The organism is Paenibacillus sp. S28 (assembly GCF_016624415.1).
Taxonomy (GTDB): domain Bacteria; phylum Bacillota; class Bacilli; order Paenibacillales; family Paenibacillaceae; genus Paenibacillus_AQ; species Paenibacillus_AQ favisporus.
Genome location: NZ_JACVTM010000003.1, coordinates 420,558 through 444,203 on the forward strand (window position 1 = coordinate 420,558; position 23,646 = coordinate 444,203).

Below are 23,646 nucleotides of genomic sequence, written 5' to 3' on the forward strand. Positions count from 1 at the left end.
ATCATCATGGATGCGGTTTCTATGTATTCGTGCTTTCCGCCGAAGGGGAGGTCCCGACGGCTGCCGGCGGATTTGAAGACCGGTATGCGGTCACTTTATTTTTGCCTGTCGTCTTCGAGCGGTACATGGCCTGATCCGCCTGCGAAATGAGCGTACCGGCGTTCGTGCCTGCACGAAGGACGCTGTATCCGACGCTTAGGGTCACGATCGTTTCGGCTTCGACACGGGCCCGGATTTGCTCGGCGATCCGGCTGACTTTGGCCCTTTTATCGACGATGAGGGCAACCAGCTCCTCGCCCCCGTACCGCCCGGCCAGGCCTGCTTCGTCGACTTCCTCCTCGATGATGGCGGCCACCTGCTCCAGCACCTGATCCGCTCTGGCATGGCCTTCGGTATCGTTCAGCTTCTTGAAGTTGTCGATGTCGCAGAAAATCAGCGAGACCTTCAGCCCCTGATCCACGTAACGGTTCAGCTGCCTCGTAAAGAAGCGGCGGTTGTATAAATTGGTCAAGCCGTCGGTGATGGATGAACGGTAGATCGACTGCATTTGCTCCACGATCCGCGTAAACAAAATAAAAAAGAGGAGCGTGTAAAACAAGAGCGGCAGCCAGATCCAGATCGCCGGAATCCAAGTCTCTTCCAGGGGGATGAGGTTATTCAGCAGATGGACCGAAATGTAGACGAAATAGACGGCCAATCCGGCGGTATATTTCTTGCGCTGGCCGACCCGCGGCGCCATGCCGAATAGCCCTATCATTACGGTGCCCAATTGGCACAGGTCTATATAACCCGCCTGCCAGCTTCCGGTCCCTTCCAGAAAACCGGGAGACAGGAGCGGAACGACATACAGGAGCTCCATGACGATCAGGAGCGCCCGCAGCCTACGGTTCATCCGGTGGTACAGCTGGTACACGGCGAAGTTCAGGAGGAGGAAGGAGAAGGCCTGAAGCCAATCGGCTCCTTCCGGGTAACTCCCTTGCCTAGGCGATCCGGAGAAGGCGAAATGGATGTTCACCCCTTCGTATGCCATAATGAACAAAAAGGCCGCCACCATGTAGAGATAGGCTTTTTTGCGCTGCCTGCTGTACATCGTGAGACAAATCAGCAGCATGATGAGTATGATATATAAACCTGATGCGGCGGCAATCCCCGGTACAATGGGGGATAAGAATGAAGAGTAGGGCATGGATCGTTCTCCTGCTCTCTTGAATATTCTTTGGATCAGCGGTTTTACTTTACTGAAACATATGTTCTAATATATCATAATTTACAAGATGCCGAAAAGCTAAGAGACCTACAGAAAGGGGTGGTTTTCCCATTATGAGATTGTTACAGGCCCTCTTTTTCCCACCCGAGCAGCCGGGCGGAGTATCCTCCATGATTCCGTATATGCAGGAGCGATTCCAATCATCAAGATGGGATATGGAGCTGTTCTGGCTTCCTAAACGGATCCGCAACAAGGGGCATGAGGAGGTCGTGTTTGACACCTTCGATTGGACCGAGTTCAAGGACTCCCCTGTCGTTCAAAAATATATTCAGACGTACAAGGATTACTTGTGGTGGACGCGTCTGCGGATCCAGAAGCCGTATGACCTGATCCATGCGCACCATCCCATCGCCGGGCTGGCCGCCAAGCAGGTTTTTCCCGATACGCCGTTAATTCAGACCATACACTCCAGTTATGAACGGGAATTAATATTGAACGGACGCATTAAGAGCGGGGGGCCGGAGCACCGTTTTCTCGTATCGCTGTACCGCGAGCTGGAGCAGAAGAGCCAGCGCATGCTGACGGTTTCCCGGTCGTTCGCCGGCTATTTATCGGACTATGTGAACTATCCGGATAAGATTGGGGTCATTCCGAACGGTTTTGACGAAAAGCGGTTCAAGCCGGTTCCCCATGAGAACGAGGTGCCGCAGCTGATTACGGTCTGCCGCCTGGTACCGGCCAAAGGGCTGGATATTTTGCTGAAGGCCTGCGCCGAGCTTAAGAAAAAGGGTCATGACTACGTGCTGCACATCATCGGAGACGGACCATTCCGCACGGAGCTGGAGAGCCTTGCCAAAGAGCTTGGCATCTATAACGAAACTATTTTCTATGGATACACGCTGCATCCGGAAGAGTTTATGCCGTTTTTTGATATTTTCGTGCTCCCTTCCAGAGCGGAAGCCTTTGGTTCGGTCTTTGCGGAAGCGGCGCTCAGCTGCCTGGCCCTGGTAGGAACCGACGTAGGCGGAATTCCGGAGCAGATCGAAGACGGAGTGAACGGCCTGCTGGTGCCGCCGGAGGACCCGATCGCGCTCTGCGAAGCGCTTGAGAAGGTCATCACCGACCCGATGTACCGCTACGATCTCGCCCGGACGGCCTGGGATAAGGCGAAGAGCCAATATTCCCTGACGCATGCGGTGAATGAACTGAAGAAAATTTATTTATCTTATCAAAAGGTGTAGCGTGCTGGCCATTCAACTCAAAGAGGCAGGTGCTGAGAAATTCAGCTCCCGCCTTTTTTCTATTTCATGCCTCTGTCATTTGGATTTGAACATCAGCTTCAGCACCAATATCAGGCTCAGCGCGCCGAAAATCGGGTACAGCACGGACAGCAGGGAGCTGAATCCGATTTGGCTCAGCAGGAAACAGATAAACATGACGCAGGCGATCAGAAGCTTTGGCGGCAAAGGAATATGCTGCTGCAGCTGAAGGGTGACTCCGTAGATGTCGGCGACGAAGGTGCTGAAGATCTCCAGAAAGATCAGCATCACATAAATCAGCTGGATGGCGGTGCCCAGGTTGCTGGCGATGCTGCCCATCGGGATTTCGTACTGCCGGATGCCCGGCATGTGGGCGGACATGGCAACGTGCGCGGCCAGCAGCATAAACCCGACGCCGACGCCCCCCAGAATGCCCCCCCATTTAACCACCCTATGGCTTTCCGTCTTGCTTCCAAGGGGGACCAGCACCGCTTGGGCCATGACGAGATTGAAGGATGTATACAGCAGCGGAGAGGTCCACACCGCCGTATAATGATGGTCGGTCGTAATCCGCAGGAAGCTGTCTGCCCCCGGCATGCGGATCGTATTGAAAATAATGGCCAAAGACAACGTCAGCATCAAAGGGACGACAATGCTGTTCATCTGCACGATGGCGTTCATTCCCCGGGTGAGCAAGATATAGGATCCGACCAGAGTGATGATCAGGCCTGTCTGATAATGAAGGTTTAAATGCTCGACGAAAACGGAGCCGGCTCCTGCCAACATGACGCTGTTTACGCAGACGAGCACGAACATCATCACGATGCTGATCACTCCCCCGGCCCGGTCCCCGAACAAATGCTTGTTGAAATCCTCATAGGATCTGGCCGATATCCGCCGTGAAATGATCATAATCTTGGTACCAAGCCAAATAAACAGGGCGGTGGACAGCAGAATCGTCAGCGTCGCCCATTTGCCGTATTGGGTAAAAAACTGCAGGATCTCCTGTCCGGTCGCAAAGCCTGCACCCACAATGGTTCCGATATATGTAAAAGCAATTTGAAGCACCCTGATCCCGTTCTTCATCGTTCTCCTCCCTGCTCCAGGCAGTCCGGTTTGTGTCCTGCCTGTACTACAGGTTATGATGATTAGAGGTAGGACATGACTGGAACCTGTCCATGTCTCATGAAGGCAGTCCATAAGGCGTTTCCCGTGAGCGACTGCGTTCGAATGGACGAATAGACACACCGATAGGAAAGAGAGGCTTTGTTATGGCAGGAGTTACCTTTTACATTGCCCATTACGGGTATGCCGCCATGTACTTTTTGCTGGCCCTGGGCATTCTGGGTATTCCGGTGCCTGACGAAACGCTGATTGTTGCTTTCGGGGGGATGGCCGCGAGGGGTGAGTTCAACTTTGCCGGCGCGCTGGCCGTCACTTTTCTGGGAAGCATGACCGGGATGCTGATCAGCTATTCTCTTGGACGCATGGTCGGGGAACCCCTGCTTCACCGGTATGGAAAATGGGTAAGAATGACTCCGGAGCGGCTGGCTGGGGCGGAGAAGTGGTTTAGGCGTTATGGATCACTAAGCATTATCGTCGGCTACTTCGTGCCGGGACTCCGGCATTTATCTTCGTATATCGCGGGGACGACGAAACTTCCTGCCAGGGCTTATGTGGTGTATGCGGGAGCAGGTGCCGCCTTGTGGTGCACCACGTTTATGCTGATCGGACATGCCGTTGGATATCATTGGAACGAACTTGCCGGGAGGATGACGCACACCACGATCCGGATCGGGCTGCTTGCGGCCCTTCTTGCACTCGGAGCGGTCATTGGTTTGCTTCGGTGGAAGAAACGCTGACATTTGAAGTTATGTATGGAGTTTCCCCTTGAAGTGGGAGCCCAAGATATGTTACTTTTACGTCAAAGGAACGGCGTAGGGGGCTATTGAAATGGATAAGTTAAAAGAACGAATTTTACAAGAAGGCGTCATCGTTTCGGATCAGGTGCTGAACTTGGACGGTCTGCTTAATCACCAGGTGGATCCGCAACTGACGATGGAGATGGGAAAAGAGTTTGCATCCCGGTTTGCCGAAGCCGGCGTGACCCGGGTCGTTACCGTGGAATCGTCCGGGATTGCGGTGGCCTTTGCGACGGCTTACGAGCTTGGCGTGCCGCTGGTGTTCGCCCGCCGCAAGAAGACGCTGCTGGCCGATCCGGACGCTCTTTGCGAACGGGTTCCTTCGTTTACCAAAGGGATCGTGACGGATATTATGCTGTCGCGTCATTATATCAGCGAACAGGATAAAGTGCTCTTTATCGATGACATCATTGCAAACGGAGATGCTGCGCGGGGGCTTATCAAAATTATCGAACGCTCCGGCGCGGAATTGGTTGGCCTTGGTGTCGTCATAGAGAAGTGCTTTCAGGCAGGGGCCCGGACCATCCGGGAGCAGGGCATAAGTATTGAACCGCTCGTCCGTATCCAGTCGCTCGAAGGCGGCGTCATCACTTTTGCCGATTAAGCCCGGGATGAAAGCCCGTTTCGCCGCATTTTCCGCGGATAAATCGAAACAATTTCTTTCAACCGGCCGTCTTTTGGCTTATAATATGTATTAGATGATCATGAGGGGAGGCAGCACAATGGGGAAAGAACCGGTAACCGAACAGTATTTCATTGATAAATTGGCCAAAGCAAAGGATCACTTTGAAAGAGCGCTTGATTGCAAGCATACCGAATTCGATGACCTCTATCCCTATATTATAGAGCATCCTCAGTTTTTTTGGTATAAACGTTACGTGGCCTGGTCAGAACTGCTGACCATCGTGGGCATGTGTGATGAGCTAGACTTCTCCTGGAAGGAATTGTTTACCCCTCATCAAGTTGAATATCTGGAAAAACGAGTGATGTCGTCGACGGTGCTCGATTATTGGTACGAGAAGAACGACAGTAAAGAACACGCACAACGTTAATTGCTGAGCGTCACCGAGAGGTTCAGTTGATTAATATACACACCTTTATACCAACGCATTCAGGATCAGCGGCCTATTGGCTGCTGGTCCTTTCTTATAATATCAGAAAAGTGTAAACGCCAGAGCATTGCTTCCTGATATTGCAAGAAAAATTACCTTTTAACGCGGTCTGTCTTCTTTGAAGGTACGTCGATAGAGGTTTTCTTAATAATGCGGGATGACTTTAACGAAAAATGCCATTGAACCCGCACAGTCTTGTGTATAATAAAGGTCGGTACACACCGATTTCATTGTAAGATATGCGGGAAAAGCATATACTTATCCATGTTCATTACATGAAAAGATTGCTTCAGAAGCAAAGGAGGATTGGAGATGATCAGCGATGAGGAATTGGATGCGTACCGCCAATCCGGAGAGCAGGTCCGGGTGGTTCGCGACGGCATCGAAAGCAATGATGTAACCGGGATTGTTGTGGCTTGGGACGGCAGCCAGGTGCTGATCCGCCGCCGCAACCGCAAAGTGGTCAAGCTGGACCGGAACTACTTGTTCCAGCCTGCGAGCGCTCCGCGTCAAAGCCCTCTGGAATAATAGCAGAGCCGTCTGGTTCGGTTCCCCTTGGTTCATATCGGGGGACTCCAGGCGGCTCTTATGGTTTGGAGCCCTCCTGAAAATAGGGAGCAGCGGGGTGGTCCATATGGTGAGTAAAAGAAGAGACGGGAAGGAGAGAACGGTCTTCGGGAGAGAAAGGATCCAGCCCGAGATAAACCCTCATCCGAACGAGCATCTCGTTACGAAAAGCCGGCCAGAGGATATTCATTTCGTCGGTATAGCCTCTGCAGGAATATTCCGCCCTGACCCCGGCATCATCTTGTAAGATTCGAAGGATCCGGATCTTGCGTCTTTTCATTTCCCGCTTGACTTCAGCGAGCAGTGTGCCGGCCTGCCGGTCGCCGTTCACAATCAGTTCCGAATACAACTGAGGTGTCTTGAATACGCCGCTCTCCTCCATAATCCGAATGTCCCGTTCGAAAACTTTATGAATAAAAATCAGGAGCAGATAACTCTTAATCAGCGATGCCTCTTCCGACGTCATGCCGGGTGCTGCCATACATATCACCACCTGTACGAACTTATGTTCTTATTTTACCCGCAAATGCTTGGATTATTCAATAGATAGGAACTGGAAATTATTCAGAATGAAAAGGAGATTAAACTTTTTTTGAAAAAGTGTTGACTATACCTGTCCAGCATGGTATGATCTATCTTGTCGCCGCGAAAGATTGAATCTTTCAAAGAGTGACCGACCGATTTGCGGTCGTGGCGGAATTGGCAGACGCGCACGGTTCAGGTCCGTGTGGGCTAACCCCCGTGGAGGTTCGAGTCCTCTCGACCGCATACATACATAAGGCGTTCCCGTTTTGAACAACGGGGACGCCTTCTTGTGTTATTTGTTATTCCCGTAACTTTCCTGAGAGGGGCGAAACGGGGATTTTTGCTATACATAATTCCTCCAACTTCCTCAAACAATGAAACCACATCGTGGAGATACCGAGTAAAGGAGGAAGTTGCTTGAGCACATCATCTTTCAATAAGCTGCATCACGGCTGGCGGAATATTGCGGCAGCGGGACTGGCGCTTACGGTTGCGCTTTCTGGTCAAACCGCCTTCGCGGATGGGGAACGATCACTGGCGGCGGAGCGGGTCTTCAACGAGCAAGCGGAGCAGCCCGCGGCAGACAAGCGGCAAAGTGATATGAAGCCGGATAAAAAGGTTGCGATCATCATCGACGACTTCGGGAACGGGCAAGGGGGAACCGAAGAAATGCTGTCCCTGCCGATTAAGCTGACCGTGGCCATCATGCCGTTTCTTCCTACCAGTAAAACCGACGCGGAGCTGGCCCATAAACAGGGGCATGACGTCATTGTCCATATGCCGATGGAGCCCAAGCAGGGCAATCCCAAGTGGCTAGGTCCCGGCGCCATTACCTCCAATATGAGCAATGAGGAGATTCGCCAACGGGTGGAGGAAGCCATCGACAACGTGCCGTATGCGGTCGGCATGAACAATCATATGGGATCGAAGATTACCGGAGACGAACGGATCATGTCCATCGTGCTGGAGGTCTGCCGCGAACGCGGGTTGTTCTTCGTGGACAGCAAGACCAACTACCATTCCGTTGTCGGCAAGCTGGCCGTTCAGATGGGAATGCCTCCGGTGGCCAACAACATATTTCTGGACGACCGACACACCGTCAGCCATGTCAGCAAACAAATGAAAGCCGTTGAAACCTGGGCGAGCGAACATCAGAACTGTGTAACGATCGGTCATGTCGGCGTGCAGGGGAAAAAGACGGCGGAGGCCATTCGCCAAAGCATCACCGGTATGCAGAATTCCGTATCTTTTGTAGGAATCAGCGATCTCGTCCGGGATATCTGGGATTGGAAGCCGGCGCCTATATTGCCGTCAAATAATAATTGATTCCGTTCGCGATGGCCTGCGCGATCTTGAGCTGCCCGCGCCGATTGCACAGCATCGCCCGGTCTGCGGCATTGCTGAGAAATCCGGTCTCTACGATAACCGCAGGATCTTTGACCTGGTTCAGCAGGTAAAACGGGCTTCCCAGCCGGATGCTTCCCTTCGTCTGGTACAGCGGGTTAAGCTGCTGCTGAATGCTGTCCGCAAGCAGGACGCTGCGTCCTTCGTTCTGGTGAAGCACAAGCGCCCCGTTCTTTGAAGGATTGCGGCCCCAATTGACGTGAAGACTCACGACGATCAGGGTCGGCAGCTGATGGCTTAGCTCCTTGCGCTGCGCGAGATCGCGTTTATGGCGGGAAGAGCTGCGGAGCCAGTGATTGTCGTCGCTGAGGGCGTAATCAGCCGTCCGGTTCAAGACCGCGTCGTACCCCTGGCTGCGCAGCAGCATAAACAGCTTCTGGGCGATGGCGAGGTTAATGTCCTTTTCCAGAATATTCTGAAATGAAGTCCCTCCGTCAACACCGCCATGTCCTGCATCCACGATAATAACTTCATGCGGAAAAGCCGGATGCTCCGGATAGGCGGTTGTACTTTGGTCACCGGGGCCTGCGGCCCAAGCAGACGAGCTGCCTGCGCACAACATTGCCGGGATCAGGAGGATGGCGGCGATCAAGCTTTTGATAGGCATAAAGGATGGCCCTCCTTTCGTTAAACGGGATTTGAGCGAAAAATTGATGTCGAAGTTAGAATGTGCAATAAACGGTAAAAAATGCACCGTCCGCATTCCTCCGTTTAGATTACAGTATCTCTGTGCAAACTAAGAGCATAGCAGGGCTGTAATTTGGCATTGTGGGAGGTATGGAAATGGCCAGTGGAGATGAACTTGTAAAATACATTACAGAGCGCGTCGTCAACTACATGGAAACACCCAAGGAAGAACGAAGGAAGCAAAAATATAAAGAGCCGTGGACGGTCAAATGGTTCGGCATGATCCCGTTCGGATTGTCCCAATGGGGAGGCCGGGCGGCTGACAAACGCCATCCCAAGCGGCGAAAAACCAAGATTCGGAATCTTCATGACTGAACGAAAATGAAAGAAGCGGACCTCGTGTGGATACGAGGTCCGCTTCTTTTTGGGAAGGAAACGCGATAAGGGCAGGAACAGATAATCATGCAGCGGATCTAGGGGCGGGCATGAAATTCTCCGGCAGCCATTAGCATGGAGACAGGGAGGTACCGGGTTCCGGCACGTCCTGTCGCCGCGTAGTTGACCGTAGGAGCGCTTGCGGCTGGAGACCATGTCTGAATCCCGCTTACCGCAAACGGCGCCCCATAGGACGCGTTACGGCCGGGAGCGGTGAAGATCAGACTGCCGCCGGATGCGACTGCTTTCAGCAGATCGTCTCCGCGGCGGATGTTCAGCCGGGGCGAGGTCATCCAGAGCAGGTCGTCATAAGGATCGTTGCCATCTATCTTCGCAGCAGGTGACGATGCCTCGAGCCGGAGACCGTTCTGATTGGTAACGACTGCTGTCTTAGAAACGGAGGCGGTGCTGGCGGAAACGGCATTTGCCGGCAGAAGCTCCAAAGTCAGCGCATTGATGTACATCGCTGGCTTGCCGGGCAGGGTCACTTTCCAAACCGGCAGCATGGCCGAATATTGAGCTTGGATTTGAACGTTTGCGGGGAGGCCGGGGTGATCGGGAATAAGGCCATCCTCAGCAAGCCGGTCATGGAGCGCATCGCTACTGTAAGGGATGGCTGGACCGCTGCCGTACTCGCTGAGCATATATCCGCCTTCCTCCCTGGCGGTGAATATTAAATATCCCAGCTGCTTGCTATCCTTTGAAACGATCGCAAGCCAGCTGTGGGTGCCGGGCCCTAGCGGGTAATAGTCGATGGCGGCGCCGTCCCACTGCTGAAACTCGGACTGCGCGGACAGCTCGCGGACGACGGAGCCGGCAAAGCTCTCCAGCGGCGCGGGCACCGCCTGCATGTCCGATCCCGATGCGATCCGAAGCAAGGCCGTCCGAGCTGGGCTTGCCGCCTTGGCGGCAGCGATGCCGACCGCTGCGGCCGATTGCGGGACCGCAGGACCCCAGGCCGGCCAGGCGCAGCTGACGGCGCAGGTCAACGCCGTCACTTTTAAAGCGAGAGATACCATCCTCACCACATTCACCCTCCTCGATTTCAGAGCTTTATTGACATCATTGTACCGGACAAGCCGTAAAAAGGCTGTTGCAAGGTGTCGGGCTTTGGGGCGCGGGCACGGGTCTTTTTTTGCCTTCTTTTAGCGAGGGAGGTCAAATGCTCATGGACGGATGGATCTTAAGTGAAACAGACCGCAGGTTATGGCGGACAGGTTCACCTTAGGTTCATACTGCCATGTCATTTCGCTGCGCCGGTTGTCGTATTGCTCCCGGATGGCCGTAAGCTTCTCCTCCTCGGTTTCCTTGAGGAGGTCTTCGTAATACATGTCGATCACCGCAAGCTCATCCCTAAGGCGCTCCCTGGCGGCTTCCGCCCAGCTGTAATCCTCTCCTGCCAGCAGTCCCTTCATATGCTTCTCCAGCAGATTGGCCGCGCCCGCTAGCGAGAGGCTTCCCGGCTGGATATGGATATTCTCGGGAAGCCGCGGCCCGAGCTGAAGCGTCTCCAGACGCCGGGCAAACTGTTGGTCGATCTGCCCGGTCACCAGCGAGATACCGATGAAGTGGAGCGCTTCTTTCTTCACGTCGCAGGTCATCTCGACCTTGAAGCAGACGCCCAGCCACGGCTCGTAGGGGGCGGAGAACAGCGTCTCCCGCTGCAAAGGGCCCGGCTGCTCGAACAGGTACACGCAGGAGCCCTCCTGCCGGGCTACGGACCAAATTTGCTGCAGCCGGCTGCTGCCGTATGTGACGTCTTCACGGGGAATCCGCCCCGGCCCGATCCGCGGCCCTGCCGGATTCACCCCGAAATACCTCGACAGAATGCTGTCCTGCGGCTGGGGCTGCGCTGAAGGAGGTGGGGTTTTGGCCGCCTGTTCGTTATATTGGTCCGGGTCAAAGACGAAGGTGTAGGAAAGGGTTTCCGGCTCCGCCCCCGTCCGTTCAATAAAGCCCCAGTAGTAGGGGCGGTTAGTCAGCTGTTTGTCCGCCTGCGGTGACAGCTTGACGGTCACGTGATAAGGAGACTTCTCGATAATGCTGCATTCGGTCGTTTCCAGATAGGTTAGCACTTGCTTCTGAACTTCCTGCGGGGACAGGCTCATCAAGCTTCCTCCTCAATGACGGTTTCCGCATCTTCGTATTCGATCTCGCGCTTGATCTGGTCAAGCGACTGCCCGAGCGAGCTGACCTTGCTGCGGATTTCCTCATCCGACTCCGACTCGAGGAACAGCTTGTAGAGGCTTTTCTCGAACGATTCCTTTTTCTCGAAACGCTCCAGAATGACATCCAGGCCGCCGATAACGGTCTCGAACATGTTGATTTTTTCGTGCAGCAGGTTCAGGATATGCTCCTCGATCGTTCCAGTGGTGGACAGGTTGTAGATCTTCACGTCGTTCTGCTGCCCGAGCCGGTGGACGCGGCCGATCCGCTGCTCGACCCGCATCGGGTTCCACGGCAGGTCAAAATTGATCATATGGTGGCAGAACTGCAGGTTGATGCCCTCGCCGCCGGCTTCGGTGGCGATCATGACCTGGGCCCGGCCGCGGAACAGGTCCATCATCCAGTCCTTTTTACCCCGGTTCATTCCGCCGCGGTACGGTACACAGGACAAGCCGTGCTTTTGAAAATATTGCAGGAGGTATTCCTGCGTTGCCCGGTATTCCGTAAACACGATGACCTTTTCGTTCATGTCCTTGATCAGCTCGATCGTCTTTTCGGCCTTCGTGTTCGCTTTGATGTTCCGGATTGCGTTCACCAGCTCCCACACCTCGGCGGTGAGCGGGGAGTCGTCCGGAATCTTCTTCGACAGGTTCACGAGGGTCAGGAACACCGCGTCACGGCTGCTGCATACCTCGCGCTGCAGCGTGACCAGGGATAGCATGCTGCTGAGGTTGCCCCCGGACGCTTTGTACTGGTTCTTGACGAAAGAAGTCACACCGTCGTACAGCGCCTGCTCCTCAGGAGAGAGCTGCAGGCTGACGTTGCGTACCGTCCGCTTGGTGAACTGCACAGGGCCTTCGCCGCGCCGGTTGCGGATCATCACCTTCGCCAGCTCATCCCGGAGCTGGTCCTCGTTCTTCGCCTGCCGTTTGCCGACGACGAAGTTGGCCGCAAAATCCCCCTGCCGCCCGAGCTGGCCGGGCTTCAGCAGCGTAATAAGGTTGAAGAGTTCGCTCATATCGTTTTGAACCGGCGTCGCGGTCAGCAGCAGGCAGTACTTTTTCCGCAGCTTCTGGATAAATTGATAGTTCGTCGTTTTCTTATTCTTCAGCTTGTGCGCCTCGTCGATAATGAGCATGTCGTATTCCTGCTCCATCAGCATGTCCTTGTGGGGCTCGCGCTTGGCGGTATCCATGGAGGCGACGACGACGTCGGAATGCCAGGAATAAGCCTTTTTCTGCGCGACCGCCGGGATGCCGAATTTGCTGTTCAGCTCGCGGACCCACTGGAGTACCAGGGAGGCGGGCACCAGAATCAGCACTTTGGATACCAGTCCGCGCACCATGTATTCTTTTAAAATGAGTCCCGCTTCGATCGTCTTGCCCAGTCCGACCTCATCGGCCAGAATAGCTCTGCCGGACATCTCAAACAGCACCCTCCGCGCCGTGTCGATCTGATGGGGAAGGGGGGACAGGTCCTGCAAATGCTTCACACACTGCAGCTCGTCAAAGCTCGTCACAAGCCGCGCCTCTTCGCCTTGAACGGCCAGCTGAAACAGCCGGAAGTCACCCCAGGGGCCGCCTTTATCCAGGCGGGATTCGAGGTTATCCAGCCAGCTGCGGTCAATATTCAGGGGAACGGGAAGGTCCCCGGCCTGCGCCCCGCTACCGAGATGAGAAGTTTTCAAGCCTTGTACCTCCTTCATAGGTTCGTAATCCCGCGTAACAGTAGTATGCACGTAAACCGGAGAGTTCATAACCTCCGTATGGATGAAGGCATCCGCTGATTTTCACAATTTTTTTCAAAGGAACCGAAGCAAAAAAGTGAGATTGGCGGAGAAAAGCAAAGGTTGTCCCAGAGTGAAGAGCTTTCATGGTCTAAATTTCAGGATTAAAGCGTGGAGTAACAATATGTGGTATAGTATAATCATCTATGCACACAATATATGGTACATGACGAGCGGATTTGCGTTTTAAATGGGGTTATTTCGTTTATTGAATGGAAGGAACCCGGCTACATACAGGCCTTTTTCCTGGAAGTGAACCGGCACTTTTAGCGCAGTCGGCAGACCGACACCATCCGCTGATCGGAACTAAGAGCCGATACGTTCGGCAGAACAGTCATGGGAGGAGAATGTAACAGTGAATCAAGTTCAGAGCAAACAGAAGCTTGAGGGGTTAAGCGAAAAAATCTTTTTGGACCGGTATGCATGGAAGGACCCGGACCCGAATCACGCCAAAGTAGGGGACGTTGTACTTGTACTGACCAAGGATGATCCGAAGTTTCCGACAAAGGAAGTCGGCGAGATCGTATCGCGCGAGGGGAAACGGGCGACGGTAAAAACACGCCGCGGCGAGCTGGTGGAGACGGATGTCGAGAAGCTGACGCTGAATATCGAGAAGACGCCTGAGGAAATGTGGGACCGGCTGGCCGGAGCCATGGCATCGGCTGAGCCGACGCCGGAGCTGCAGGCCGAGTGGAAAGAGAAGTTCCGCTACATTCTGGAAGACTGGAAGCTCGTTCCGGGCGGGCGGATCGCCGCCGGAGCGGGTGCCAGTGACGAGCTGACACTGTTTAACTGTTACGTCATTCCTTCGCCGAAGGACAGCCGCGGCGGTATCATGGCGACGCTGTCCGAGATGACCGAAATTATGGCGCGGGGCGGCGGGGTCGGCATCAATCTGTCCTCGCTCCGTCCGCGCAGAGCCGTGGTCAAGGGCGTGAACGGATCCTCGAGCGGTGCGGTATCCTGGGGCGGACTGTTCAGCTACACGACCGGCCTGATTGAGCAGGGCGGCAGCCGGCGCGGCGCGCTGATGCTCATGATCAACGACTGGCACCCGGACGTGCTCGATTTTATTACGGTCAAACAGACGATGGGACAAGTGACGAACGCCAACCTTTCCGTCTGTGTCAGCAATGATTTCATGAAGGCAGTCAAGGAGGACCTGGACTGGGAGCTGGTATTCCCGGATACGACAGATCCGGATTACGACGAGCTGTGGGACGGCGACCTTGAGAAATGGAAGCAGGGCGGCCATGCCGTCATTCCGTACCGGACGGTGAAGGCGAGCGAAATCTGGCATACCATTATCGAATCGGCGTGGAAATCGGCCGAGCCGGGCGTCGTCTTTATGGAATATTACAACCAGATGTCTAACAGCTGGTACTTCAACCCGATCATCTGCACGAATCCGTGCGGCGAGCAGGGGCTTCCGGCATGGGGCGTCTGCAACCTGTCCGCGATGAATCTCTCCAAGTTCTACGATGAAGAGAAGCATGACGTGGATTGGGATGAACTGGCGACGGTGACGCGTTACTCCGTGCGTTTCCTGGATAACGTCATCGACACGACGCCGTACCATTTTGAAGAAAACGAGAAAAACCAGAAGAAGGAGCGCCGGATTGGCCTCGGTTCGATGGGTCTTGCGGAGCTGATGATCAAGCTGAACATCCGGTACGGCAGTCCGGAATCGCTTGAATTCCTCGACAAGCTGTACGGGTTTATCGCCCGCGAAGCGTACCTGGCATCGGCCGACATTGCGGCAGAGAAAGGCTCGTTCCTGGCGTTTGACGCGGATCCGTATTTGCAGAGCGGATTTATGAAAAATATGACCGAGGCGTTCCCGGAAGTCGGTACAGCTATCCGTGAGAAGGGAATGCGCAATGTGACCGTCATTACCCAGGCGCCGACCGGCAGCACGGGAACGATGGTCGGCACGTCTACAGGTATCGAGCCGTACTTCGCGTTTAAATACTTCCGTCAGAGCCGACTCGGCTTCGACGAGCAATTTGTGCCGATTGCCCAGGACTGGCTGGACGCCCATCCGGGCGAAGAGCTGCCGGATTACTTCGTGACGGCGATGGATCTGACGGCGGAAGACCATATCCGCGCCCAGGCCGCCATTCAGCGCTGGGTCGACAGTTCCATCTCGAAGACAGCGAACTGCCCGGCCGACTTCACGGTCGAAGAAACGAAGCGGCTGTATGAGCTGGCGTTCGACCTTGGCTGCAAGGGCGTGACGATCTACCGTGACGGCAGCCGCGACGTGCAGGTGCTGCAAACGGAGAAGAAGGAAGACAAGAGCGAAGCGAAGGCCGCTCCGGCTACAGAAACAGCTGCCTCCGAGGCTGCCGCAGAGCAGGCGGGTGCCCAGGTAGCCGCTGCCGTGGCAAGCGCCCAGGGCTCGGTGGTGGATAAGCAGTACAAGCGCCGGCCGCAGGTGCTGCGGGGCGCGACTTATAAGATCAATACGCCGTTCGGCATGGCGTACATTACGATCAACGACCTCGACGGCATTCCGAGCGAGATCTTCTTGAACGTAGGCAAGGCAGGCTCCGATGTGTTCGCCATGGCGGAAGCGCTGGGCCGCGTCTGCTCCCTGTTCCTCCGCTACGGCGACCATGGACACAAAGTGGAGCTGCTGATCAAGCACCTGAAGGGCATCGGCGGTTCCGGCGCGATCGGCTTTGGCGTCAACCGCGTGGAATCGATCGCCGACGCGGTCGCCAAGGCGCTGGAAGCGCATGTGCAGAGCGGCATCGACGAAGATCATCCAGAGCCTGCTCCCGTGGCGGCTACGCTGGCACCGGAGACGGCGGACCATGGCGGCACACACTCGCACAGCCATGATGCGCCGAAGGCGTCGGTGGACCTGTGTCCGTCCTGCGGTGCTGCGGCACTGATCAATATCGAGGGCTGCAAAACTTGCGGCAACTGCGGGTACAGTAAGTGCTCGTAAGCTTTATTCAAAATCATAAAGATTGAAAAAGATTCTTTCACTTTTTTCGCATTAATTGAAAAAGGTTTAATAATAACGAAGCGGTATTTAACGCTTCGTTTTATTTTAGATGAACAAGACTAATCGCCAGATGGAACTCTCTTTTTCAGACCGACGGAAGAACTGATATACATTGAGATTCATGAAAAAGGAGCCTTTGTCTCACGCAAAGGCTCCTTTTTTGTTTGACTCGAGCATGGCGTCGGCGAGTCATTGTTAGCTTCATTGGCTCTTCGTTCAATAAATGGTTTCATAAATTTATTAAAATCAGGAAGATATACCTTCTCGCGTGGCGACCAAAGGACATACCCCTCCCCGCCAACACCAACCGTAAAAGTGAAATGTTCATTTGATTTCGTCTTTAAGTTTACTTGAAATGGTCCTCCTTTTGGAAGTGGGCCTCGGTACGGCTTGATGTCTTCCTTCCTCACTTTTCGCAACATGATGATAAGCGAATCAATTTCTTCACTTTTCAGCGTCCAGCAAAATTCACCCCATTTTACAAAGGCTGTTTGAACATCGTTTGAAGTTAATCTAAACACTTGCGCATTAGAGTTGCTTCGTAATGCTTTAGATGGGGACGATTCTGCAACAGCAGTGAAGCCGTAGACCAGAAGGCAGATAACAAGCAACGCGAACAATTTCCCTTTCATTTTTGGTTCCCCTTAGCTCAACAGGTTTTTAGTTTTCTCGTCTACATTGTTTGCGACTTTCTGTTACAGAAATACTCTTTTTTATCTCAACTTTAATTATTTTAACACCATTTTCTGGAGTATCACTCAACGTAATATGTATTCTATCGTAGGGAATATCACCATGATGTGCACTATAATTTAACGCACTTACGCGAACAATATGTCTTCTTGTATCCCCGTTTATTCTTTCGATTTTATCTATTCGGGGACACATGATAAAATCCGAGTAAGTTTTTTCGAAATAAGGATAGTATCTGGAGTATAAAGTCTCTTCAAGCAGCTCTTCTTTAGAAGCTCCTACACTTTCATATTTCCACTCGACTAATAGCCAGTCGAACAGTTCTCTGGATTGCAATCGAACCTTTTTATTGTCCCAGGTGTATATAACCTCACCTTCCGCTAGCGTGCATATCTTTGTTTTGGATGCAGATAAACAATTATATGCAGGTTCAATAACTGAAATATTTCCGTTTTTCATTATTATTTTTAATTTGGGGAGAGTATGGGTGGTATTAAGCTCTAATTCAGTTGGTCCATTGGAAAGGCTTGATGTATTAAGCCATTTAATAACCTTATTGATGGTTACTTCCTCATCCCCATCACTTTCATTAAATAAACGAGAACGACCGTATAAACCGTTTACTTGAAGAGATAAAACATCCTCTGGTGTTAGTAACGGTTTCTGTAATTGAAAACTTGCTTCTGTAATATCCACTGGGCAAAACAATCCAAAAACAAGGAATAGTAAAACTATATTTTTCATAATCACCACGCCTCTGGAGATAATTTGTATAAGTATCTATAATTTTCCCGAACAAGAAAAATACATACCAAACGTCTTCATGGATGTCGCTCTATTATTATTGAATCCGTTGGTCCAACGGAAAGGCTTGGTATGGTTATGGTTAGTCTATATAACAGGGAAGCAATGGAGTGGGCATACCAGCGGATCATGTATGCCGGGTGAAGGTAACAACTATTTTCAAATTAAATGAAGATGCCGTAGCAACTTTTGTGAAAATATCCCTTGATTACATGAAATGTCACCAACTTTGAACATAAATGTCATCGCCTGATCCTTAATGGATCAGGCTTTTTTTAAAATTGGGTTGCGGATTACTCTAAGTAAAATGATGGCCAGCGCAAAAAAAGCCGCACGGTGCAATTTAATATGATATCTCTAATGCAGAACTAGGTAAGAAGGTAGAAATATCTCGGATCGATTTTGATTATTTGCCGATGATCGGATACGTTGACCAGCTTATTGACATGTTCGTTATAACTATAAAATTGTTGCAAACGAACAAAAATCTGTTATTATCAAAAGATAGTTTCATTGCTTACGTAAACATGGATCGATGCTCGATCGAGGGACCTCATGCTTTATTAAAGCAGACATGTCTGGAGCATCGTTATCCTCCCGGCAAGCAGGAAATATTCTGCTGCCGCTGGGGATACATTTATCTCTATCGCCTATTCGCTGATAGGCGAATGCCATAATCGAAGAAGATGTCGAATAAAAGCAGGATGAAGGATGTTGAATGCCTGCCAATTGTGATATTTGCAAAAATAGTCTTGAAAATAAGACAGGAGGAAGCTGACATGAAACCTGAAGCCCATCGCCAACTGAATTCCAGACAATCGCAGATGCTGAACCTGATCTCCCGCGAAGGGGAAGTCCGAATCGCCGAATTGAGGGAATCTTTCCCCGTCACGGAGATGACGATCCGCCGCGATCTCGAGAAACTGGAGGAGACGGGCGTCGTAAAGCGGACGTTCGGTGGGGCAATCTTTGTTGGGCAAGACGTGGCTCTAAAAGAGCGAACGGGAATTCTCACCGATGAGAAAATCCGAATCGGACGCAAAGCGGCTTCACTCGTTCACCCTGGGGATTCCTTGTTTCTTGACGGGGGGACGACGACGCTTCAGGTCGCCCGGTATCTTCCGTCGGATCAAAAGCTGACCGTTGTGACAAATGCACTGAATGTGGCTCAGGAACTCACGGCAAGAGGCATCCCGACCACCATTACAGGCGGGACGCTACTAGAGTCAACTCTCTCGCTTGTCGGTCCGATTGCTGTTCAAAACTTGTCCGGCATGGCGTTCGACCTTGTTTTTCTGGGAGCAACCGGCATCGACGCCGAGCATGGCTTCAGCAATTCCAACTTCTATGAAGCCGAGATCAAATCTTTTGCTATCCGTCAGGCCGCGGAAGCCGTCGTCGTGCTGGATCATACGAAATTCGGCGCTCGTGCGCTCGCTTCGTTCTCTCCGCTAAAAGGCGTCGGCCGCATCGTGACCGACGAGCTTCCGGAAGAGACGTTGTTCCAGACATGCAAGGAGAACGGCGTTCAGGTTGAAGTCGCAGACAGACATCAATAAGAAAGGGTGCTGGCAACATGCCACAATCATTGATCGGCAGAATGAGTGTTGTGGCCGGGGCGAACAAGCTGATTCCGAGGCAGACGTATCTCCGGATTTTTCTCGGAGTCGGCCTTCTCTTGGCGATCGTCTCCATCCCTTTCGCCTTCTTGCTGTCCAATCAGTTCTCCCGCTATGCGATGAATCAGATCGATAAGGTGAGCGAGGCAGAGATGGCGCATTCTCGGGACAACGCGCAATTCCTGCTTAATAAGATGATCTCATACGGCTTAAACATGTACGCGAACAAGAACATTCAAGCTTGGATGATGGCGGACGCCGAATCGCAAGGGACCCAGGTCGACGCTTTGGCGGCGGGGACGCAATACATGGCGACCGAACCCTTCCTTGATAACGTTTACATGATCAACATGCAGACGGAGCACGTCATCGATCTTCGCTACGGCATCTCCTCGTTCGCACAATTCCGCGATCCGTCAATGCTAGATCTGGTACGGCATCCTCAGCCTTCTTACCAGCGCTTTATTCCCCACGAGCTGTACGGCAAGACCAAACTCGCGCTCGTCATCCCGACCGTCCCTTCCGGCCAGCTTTCATTCGGCTATCTCGTCTTGGTACTTAACGAGGATCTGTTGAAGCAATACTTGCTGAAGGACAATGGGAAAGCAGGCGTCCTTTCGTTTATTCTGGACGATAAGGGCAAGGCGATGCTCGGACCGGCGAACGATTCGTTTGAGTCTCTTTACAATGGCTACGCGTCCAAGGTATCGGCGGAACAAGGGAGCTTCACGGCTCGATATGAAAACGAGACGTGGTCGGTTCAATATGCGAAAATCGAACCACAAGGATGGACGTTCTTTCAGATGGCGAAATTGGCCGGCATCCAGTCCGACTTCCGCACGTTTCAGACGAGAATGACCGCATTCCTGGCAAGCCTTATCATTTTGCTGCTCGCCATCTTGTTCTGGAACTCCCGGCGGACGTACCGCCCGTTCTCTCAACTTGCCAACCAGTTGGAGTCGAAGTTCGGAACAGGGCTTCGCCATATGACGAGTGAGGGACCCTCGGAGGAATACCGAGTCATCCGCTACGGGATTGAGATGTTGGAGAACCGGATGGACCAGCTTGATTCTTCGATGAGGGAGCATCGTAACGTCATCAAAGCCGAGTACTTGCGGCAATGGATCCTGCAGGGCAAGCTTATCACGCCATTAGAGACGTATTTGCGGCAGGAAGCCATCCCTGCGTTGTTCGAAGAAGACGGTCTCTTTGTCGCAGTCATTCGCATTAACGGTTACAGCGCGTTTAAGGAGAAATACAGCTTTGCTTCGCGCAAGCTGGTCAAGTATGCAATGGGTAATATCGCGGAGGAAATCATTCGGCGCGAAGGTTTCGCCGAGGCGGTCGACCTGGGAGGTGACCATCTCGTGCTTCTGATAGCGGGAGGCACTTTGAAGGGGGACCTTCTACCGCGATTGCTGGAAGAGACGGGCGAACAAATCATGCAGTGGACGCAGGTTAGGGTTGCTCTCTCTGTCAGTGGACAGAAAGCGACCGTAGACGATCTTCGCGCCGTTTATCAGCACGTCCTCGAACTGACGATGCTGCAGTTCGTCTCGGGCGAGAGCAAGGTATTCTTGGAGCGAGACTTCGAAGCATACATGCGGAAGGTCGAGCCTCTTCCCGACGACAGCCTGCTGGATGATCTGATCGCAAAAGTCCGAATGGGGAGAACGGAGGAAGTGTCGGCAGGGCTAGACCGGATTTTCGAGCCGATGCATTCCATGCTGTACCCCCAAAGCAAGTTCCAGCTGTCGCATATGCTGTATACGCTGTTCAAGGCGTTCAACAAGCTGCCCTCTGTCGAATCGGTGGAAGGCATTAACGGCTTGCTCGAATCGTTCGATACGCTGGCCGGCGTTCGGAGCTGGCTGGAGAGTGAGTTGCTTGCGATCATCGAGGAACTCAGCAGCAGGAGAAACTCAAGCCGCCGCGATGAGGTCGTAACGGAAATCGTCGATTATGTACGCAGTCACCTGCACGATCCGAATCTGACGATCGAGGAGATCGCCGAGCACGTCTCACTCTCGACCCGTCATGCAAGACAAGTTTTCAAGGACGTGTGGGGCATGACGCTGTCGGACTATATTCTTCAAGAACGAGTGGAGGAGGTTAAGAAGCTGCTAGAAACGACCGAATGGACGGTAACGGATATCGGCGAGAGAGCGGGCTTCCAGACAAAGAGCCACTTCTTCACGGTCTTCAAGAAGGCGACGGGCAAGACTCCTAGCCAGTATCGTGAGGGGGTATAAACGTGTGAAGAACTCCGCATCGCTCGGCTGGGCGAGGCGGAGTTTTTAGCTATGGAATTGTTAGCACATAGCTGATTCTTAAATGACTTTCTCTAATCCCCATAAAAAACTATTTTCACTTGAAGCCTTCCTGTTCGAAGAGCCACCTATATTCGCCTCCACTGCGGCTTTTCTTCACCCTATTTCCTTCACGAGAACCGAATTCCAGTTTGAGAACCTTGATTTCATGCGGTTTTCTAGCCCTTTTTCCAAGATGAGAACTATACAGACCGAGCGCGGCGCACGTAATGTTGGACGCAGAGCAAGTTAATTGCCGACAGGAAGAAAGGAGACGAAAAACGGGTGGGATTCATTAGAGAGATCGTTAGAAACCGCTATTTGTACGTATTGGCATTGCCCGGGTTATTGTTCTTGATCGTGTTCGCCTATGTGCCCATGGCCGGACATTTGATCGCGTTTAAGCAGTATCGGCTTGCCGACGGCATCTGGGGAAGCAAGTGGATTGGCTTCGACAACTTCAAGTTTTTCTTCATGGGTAGCGATTGGTATAAGGTGACATTCAACACCATTTTCCTTAACGGGTTGTTTATCGTCTGTGGCCTCGGAATCGCGCTTCTGCTCGCTATTTTCCTAAGCGAGATTCAGAATGCGCTCTATAAGAAAATAGCTCAATCGCTCATTTTTATGCCTTACTTCATTTCCTGGCTTGTCGTTAGCATGATGGTGTTTGCGTTCCTAAACATGACCGACGGCATCCTGAACCGGACGCTTGCTGCGAACGGGTTGGATCCGAAGAACTGGTATCTAATGCCGAGCATTTGGCCAGCCGTGCTCACCATTGTTTACGTGTGGAAGTTCGCGGGGTACTACTCGATCATCTTCCTCGCTGCGATCGCAGGCATCTCGGGCGAGTATTACGAGAGCGCACGCATCGACGGAGCAACACGGTTCCAACAGATCATCCACATTACGCTTCCATTAATCCGCAACGTTGTAATCGTGCTTGCGTTGCTCGGGGTTGGGCGGATTTTCTATGGAGATTTCGGAATGATCTATGGCATCGTCGGCGATACCGCGCCGCTCTACCCGACGACGGACGTGATCGATACCTACTCTTACCGCGCACTGAGGCAGCTTGGCGACTTCGGAAAATCATCAGCCGTTATCATGTACCAATCTGTGATGGGACTCGTAACCATCATTATTTTCAATGCGCTCGCCAAACGAATCGACAAGGATGCCAGCCTATTCTGATTCCGACAACAAGGAGGTACAAAGCGTGGAAAACGCTATTCAACAAGTCCGTTCCAAAAAAGCGGCCAAAATCAAAAACGACCGAACGTTCTCGGAGAAGTTGTTTGTTATTTTTATCTATGCGTTCAGTGGATTGTTCGCCTTAATTTGCTTCCTTCCGTTCTGGCTCGTGTTCATCAATTCTTTCGCGGCCGAATCTGCAATCAAGAAATACGGCTATCAACTCATTCCGCACGACCTCACTTTGTATTCTTATGAATTCGTTATGAAAGGCAAGCAGGTAGCTAGCAGCTACGGTGTCTCCATGATGGTGACCATCGTGGGCACGGTGCTAGCTTTGCTAATTACGGCGATGTACGCCTATGTGCTGGCCCATCCAAGAGTTAAGTACCGCAATATTCTAAGCTTCTTGACCTACTTCACGATGATTTTCGGTGCAGGCCTGGTCGGATTCTATATTCTGATTGCGAACTGGCTCCATCTCAAGGATACGATGTGGGCCCTCATCCTTCCTTATCTGTTGAACCCATTCTTCGCTTTCATCATGGTATCGTTCTACCGGACGCTCCCTTATGAGATCAACGAAGCCGCCACGGTAGACGGAGCAAATGAGCTTCGAACCTTTTTCCAAATCATTTTGCCAATTTCGAAGCCCGTTCTTGCCACGGTCGCTCTTTTCTACGCGCTGCAATATTGGAACGACTTCTTCCTGGCGCTCATGTTCATTGACGATTATAAGCTGCATCCATTGCAGATGATGATCCGTCAGCTGATCTCCAACATAAATATCAGCGCCTACGTTGGCGGTAGCCAAACGACTTATACCCAACCGTTGCCTACTTATGGAGCTCAGCTCGCGACGGTATGTTTGACCATCGGCCCGATTTTCCTCTTGTATCCATTCGTTCAACGGTTCTTTGTCAAAGGAATTACGATCGGCGCCCTCAAGGGTTAGTCTTGACACGGGGACATAAAGTACGGTTAAGGATAGAGACGTA

21 protein-coding genes and 1 tRNA gene are annotated in these 23,646 nt (G+C 52.4%); 13 read left to right on the top strand and 9 right to left on the bottom strand.

Annotation, left to right across the window (positions count from 1 at the left end; all coding sequences use genetic code 11):
- Positions 1-19: 19 nt before the first annotated feature.
- On the bottom strand, positions 20-1,186 hold the full coding sequence (locus IAE55_RS10550) for a GGDEF domain-containing protein (protein WP_200631998.1): 1,167 nt from the start codon (positions 1,184-1,186) through the stop codon (positions 20-22).
- A gap of 134 nt (positions 1,187-1,320) precedes the next feature.
- Between IAE55_RS10550 and IAE55_RS10555 the strand changes: the two genes are divergently transcribed.
- Positions 1,321-2,448 (top strand): glycosyltransferase family 4 protein, encoded by a 1,128-nt coding sequence (locus IAE55_RS10555; protein ID WP_145159781.1) that lies wholly within the window; start codon positions 1,321-1,323, stop codon positions 2,446-2,448.
- Between the two features lie 75 nt (positions 2,449-2,523).
- On the opposite strand, the gene IAE55_RS10560 is transcribed toward IAE55_RS10555, so the two are convergent.
- Positions 2,524-3,552: a YkvI family membrane protein gene (locus IAE55_RS10560; protein ID WP_200631999.1), complete on the bottom strand. Its 1,029-nt coding sequence runs from the start codon at positions 3,550-3,552 to the stop codon at positions 2,524-2,526.
- Between the two features lie 185 nt (positions 3,553-3,737).
- Between IAE55_RS10560 and IAE55_RS10565 the strand changes: the two genes are divergently transcribed.
- The 4 genes from IAE55_RS10565 (at position 3,738) to IAE55_RS10580 (ending at position 6,028) form a co-directional block, all read left to right on the top strand.
- Positions 3,738-4,328, top strand: a complete 591-nt coding sequence (locus IAE55_RS10565) for a DedA family protein (RefSeq protein WP_200632001.1) — start codon at positions 3,738-3,740, stop codon at positions 4,326-4,328.
- Between the two features lie 91 nt (positions 4,329-4,419).
- Entirely contained in the window at positions 4,420-4,992 is a 573-nt protein-coding gene (locus tag IAE55_RS10570) for a xanthine phosphoribosyltransferase (RefSeq protein WP_076170214.1), read from the top strand.
- A gap of 118 nt (positions 4,993-5,110) precedes the next feature.
- The gene (locus IAE55_RS10575; protein WP_076170213.1) at positions 5,111-5,440 is read left to right on the top strand and encodes a hypothetical protein; all 330 of its coding nucleotides are present in this window, start codon (positions 5,111-5,113) and stop codon (positions 5,438-5,440) included.
- Between the two features lie 372 nt (positions 5,441-5,812).
- A complete protein-coding gene (locus IAE55_RS10580) occupies positions 5,813-6,028 on the top strand; it encodes a hypothetical protein (RefSeq protein ID WP_076170212.1) in 216 nt (71 codons plus the stop codon).
- A 58-nt stretch (positions 6,029-6,086) separates the two neighbouring features.
- Here the strand turns inward: IAE55_RS10580 and IAE55_RS10585 are convergent, their stop codons facing one another.
- A complete protein-coding gene (locus IAE55_RS10585; protein ID WP_234489427.1) occupies positions 6,087-6,548 on the bottom strand; it encodes a hypothetical protein in 462 nt (153 codons plus the stop codon).
- 203 nt (positions 6,549-6,751) lie between these two features.
- Between IAE55_RS10585 and IAE55_RS10590 the strand changes: the two genes are divergently transcribed.
- A tRNA-Leu gene (locus IAE55_RS10590) sits at positions 6,752-6,835 on the top strand.
- A gap of 174 nt (positions 6,836-7,009) precedes the next feature.
- The gene (locus IAE55_RS10595) at positions 7,010-7,918 is read left to right on the top strand and encodes a divergent polysaccharide deacetylase family protein (RefSeq protein WP_234489428.1); all 909 of its coding nucleotides are present in this window, start codon (positions 7,010-7,012) and stop codon (positions 7,916-7,918) included.
- On the opposite strand, the gene IAE55_RS10600 is transcribed toward IAE55_RS10595, so the two are convergent.
- On the bottom strand, positions 7,893-8,558 hold the full coding sequence (locus IAE55_RS10600; RefSeq protein ID WP_374954585.1) for an N-acetylmuramoyl-L-alanine amidase: 666 nt from the start codon (positions 8,556-8,558) through the stop codon (positions 7,893-7,895). The genes IAE55_RS10595 and IAE55_RS10600 overlap by 26 nt on opposite strands.
- A 221-nt stretch (positions 8,559-8,779) precedes the next feature.
- Between IAE55_RS10600 and IAE55_RS10605 the strand changes: the two genes are divergently transcribed.
- Positions 8,780-8,998 (top strand): YqzE family protein, encoded by a 219-nt coding sequence (locus tag IAE55_RS10605; RefSeq protein ID WP_105441555.1) that lies wholly within the window; start codon positions 8,780-8,782, stop codon positions 8,996-8,998.
- 98 nt (positions 8,999-9,096) lie between these two features.
- Here the strand turns inward: IAE55_RS10605 and IAE55_RS10610 are convergent, their stop codons facing one another.
- The 3 genes from IAE55_RS10610 to IAE55_RS10620 form a co-directional block, all read right to left on the bottom strand.
- Entirely contained in the window at positions 9,097-10,083 is a 987-nt protein-coding gene (locus IAE55_RS10610; RefSeq protein WP_200632002.1) for a hypothetical protein, read from the bottom strand.
- A 141-nt stretch (positions 10,084-10,224) separates the two neighbouring features.
- A complete protein-coding gene (locus tag IAE55_RS10615) occupies positions 10,225-11,166 on the bottom strand; it encodes a YqhG family protein (protein ID WP_105441553.1) in 942 nt (313 codons plus the stop codon).
- A complete protein-coding gene (locus tag IAE55_RS10620) occupies positions 11,166-12,911 on the bottom strand; it encodes a DEAD/DEAH box helicase (RefSeq protein WP_442793327.1) in 1,746 nt (581 codons plus the stop codon). The genes IAE55_RS10615 and IAE55_RS10620 overlap by 1 nt, the downstream gene beginning before the upstream one ends.
- A 454-nt stretch (positions 12,912-13,365) precedes the next feature.
- Here IAE55_RS10620 and IAE55_RS10625 point away from each other — a divergent pair, with 454 nt between their 5' ends.
- Positions 13,366-15,966, top strand: coding sequence for an adenosylcobalamin-dependent ribonucleoside-diphosphate reductase (locus IAE55_RS10625; protein WP_200632020.1), 2,601 nt, complete (start codon positions 13,366-13,368; stop codon positions 15,964-15,966).
- Positions 15,967-16,145: 179 nt separating this feature from the next.
- Here IAE55_RS10625 and IAE55_RS10630 read toward each other — a convergent pair whose 3' ends face one another.
- Positions 16,146-16,658 carry a hypothetical protein gene (locus IAE55_RS10630; protein WP_200632022.1) on the bottom strand — a complete coding sequence of 171 codons (513 nt, stop codon included), beginning with the start codon at positions 16,656-16,658 and terminating at the stop codon, positions 16,146-16,148.
- A gap of 28 nt (positions 16,659-16,686) precedes the next feature.
- Complete coding sequence (locus IAE55_RS10635) at positions 16,687-17,463, bottom strand: hypothetical protein (RefSeq protein WP_200632024.1); 777 nt, start codon at positions 17,461-17,463, stop codon at positions 16,687-16,689.
- 839 nt (positions 17,464-18,302) lie between these two features.
- On the opposite strand from IAE55_RS10635, the gene IAE55_RS10640 reads away from it, so the two are divergent.
- From IAE55_RS10640 to IAE55_RS10655, 4 genes are all read left to right on the top strand, one after another.
- Positions 18,303-19,082 carry a DeoR/GlpR family DNA-binding transcription regulator gene (locus IAE55_RS10640; protein WP_145947173.1) on the top strand — a complete coding sequence of 260 codons (780 nt, stop codon included), beginning with the start codon at positions 18,303-18,305 and terminating at the stop codon, positions 19,080-19,082.
- Positions 19,083-19,099: 17 nt separating this feature from the next.
- A complete protein-coding gene (locus IAE55_RS10645; protein WP_200632026.1) occupies positions 19,100-21,394 on the top strand; it encodes an AraC family transcriptional regulator in 2,295 nt (764 codons plus the stop codon).
- 342 nt (positions 21,395-21,736) lie between these two features.
- On the top strand, positions 21,737-22,648 hold the full coding sequence (locus IAE55_RS10650; RefSeq protein WP_200632028.1) for an ABC transporter permease: 912 nt from the start codon (positions 21,737-21,739) through the stop codon (positions 22,646-22,648).
- Between the two features lie 70 nt (positions 22,649-22,718).
- Positions 22,719-23,603, top strand: a complete 885-nt coding sequence (locus IAE55_RS10655) for a carbohydrate ABC transporter permease (RefSeq protein WP_442793329.1) — start codon at positions 22,719-22,721, stop codon at positions 23,601-23,603.
- The last annotated feature ends 43 nt before the right edge of the window (positions 23,604-23,646 follow it).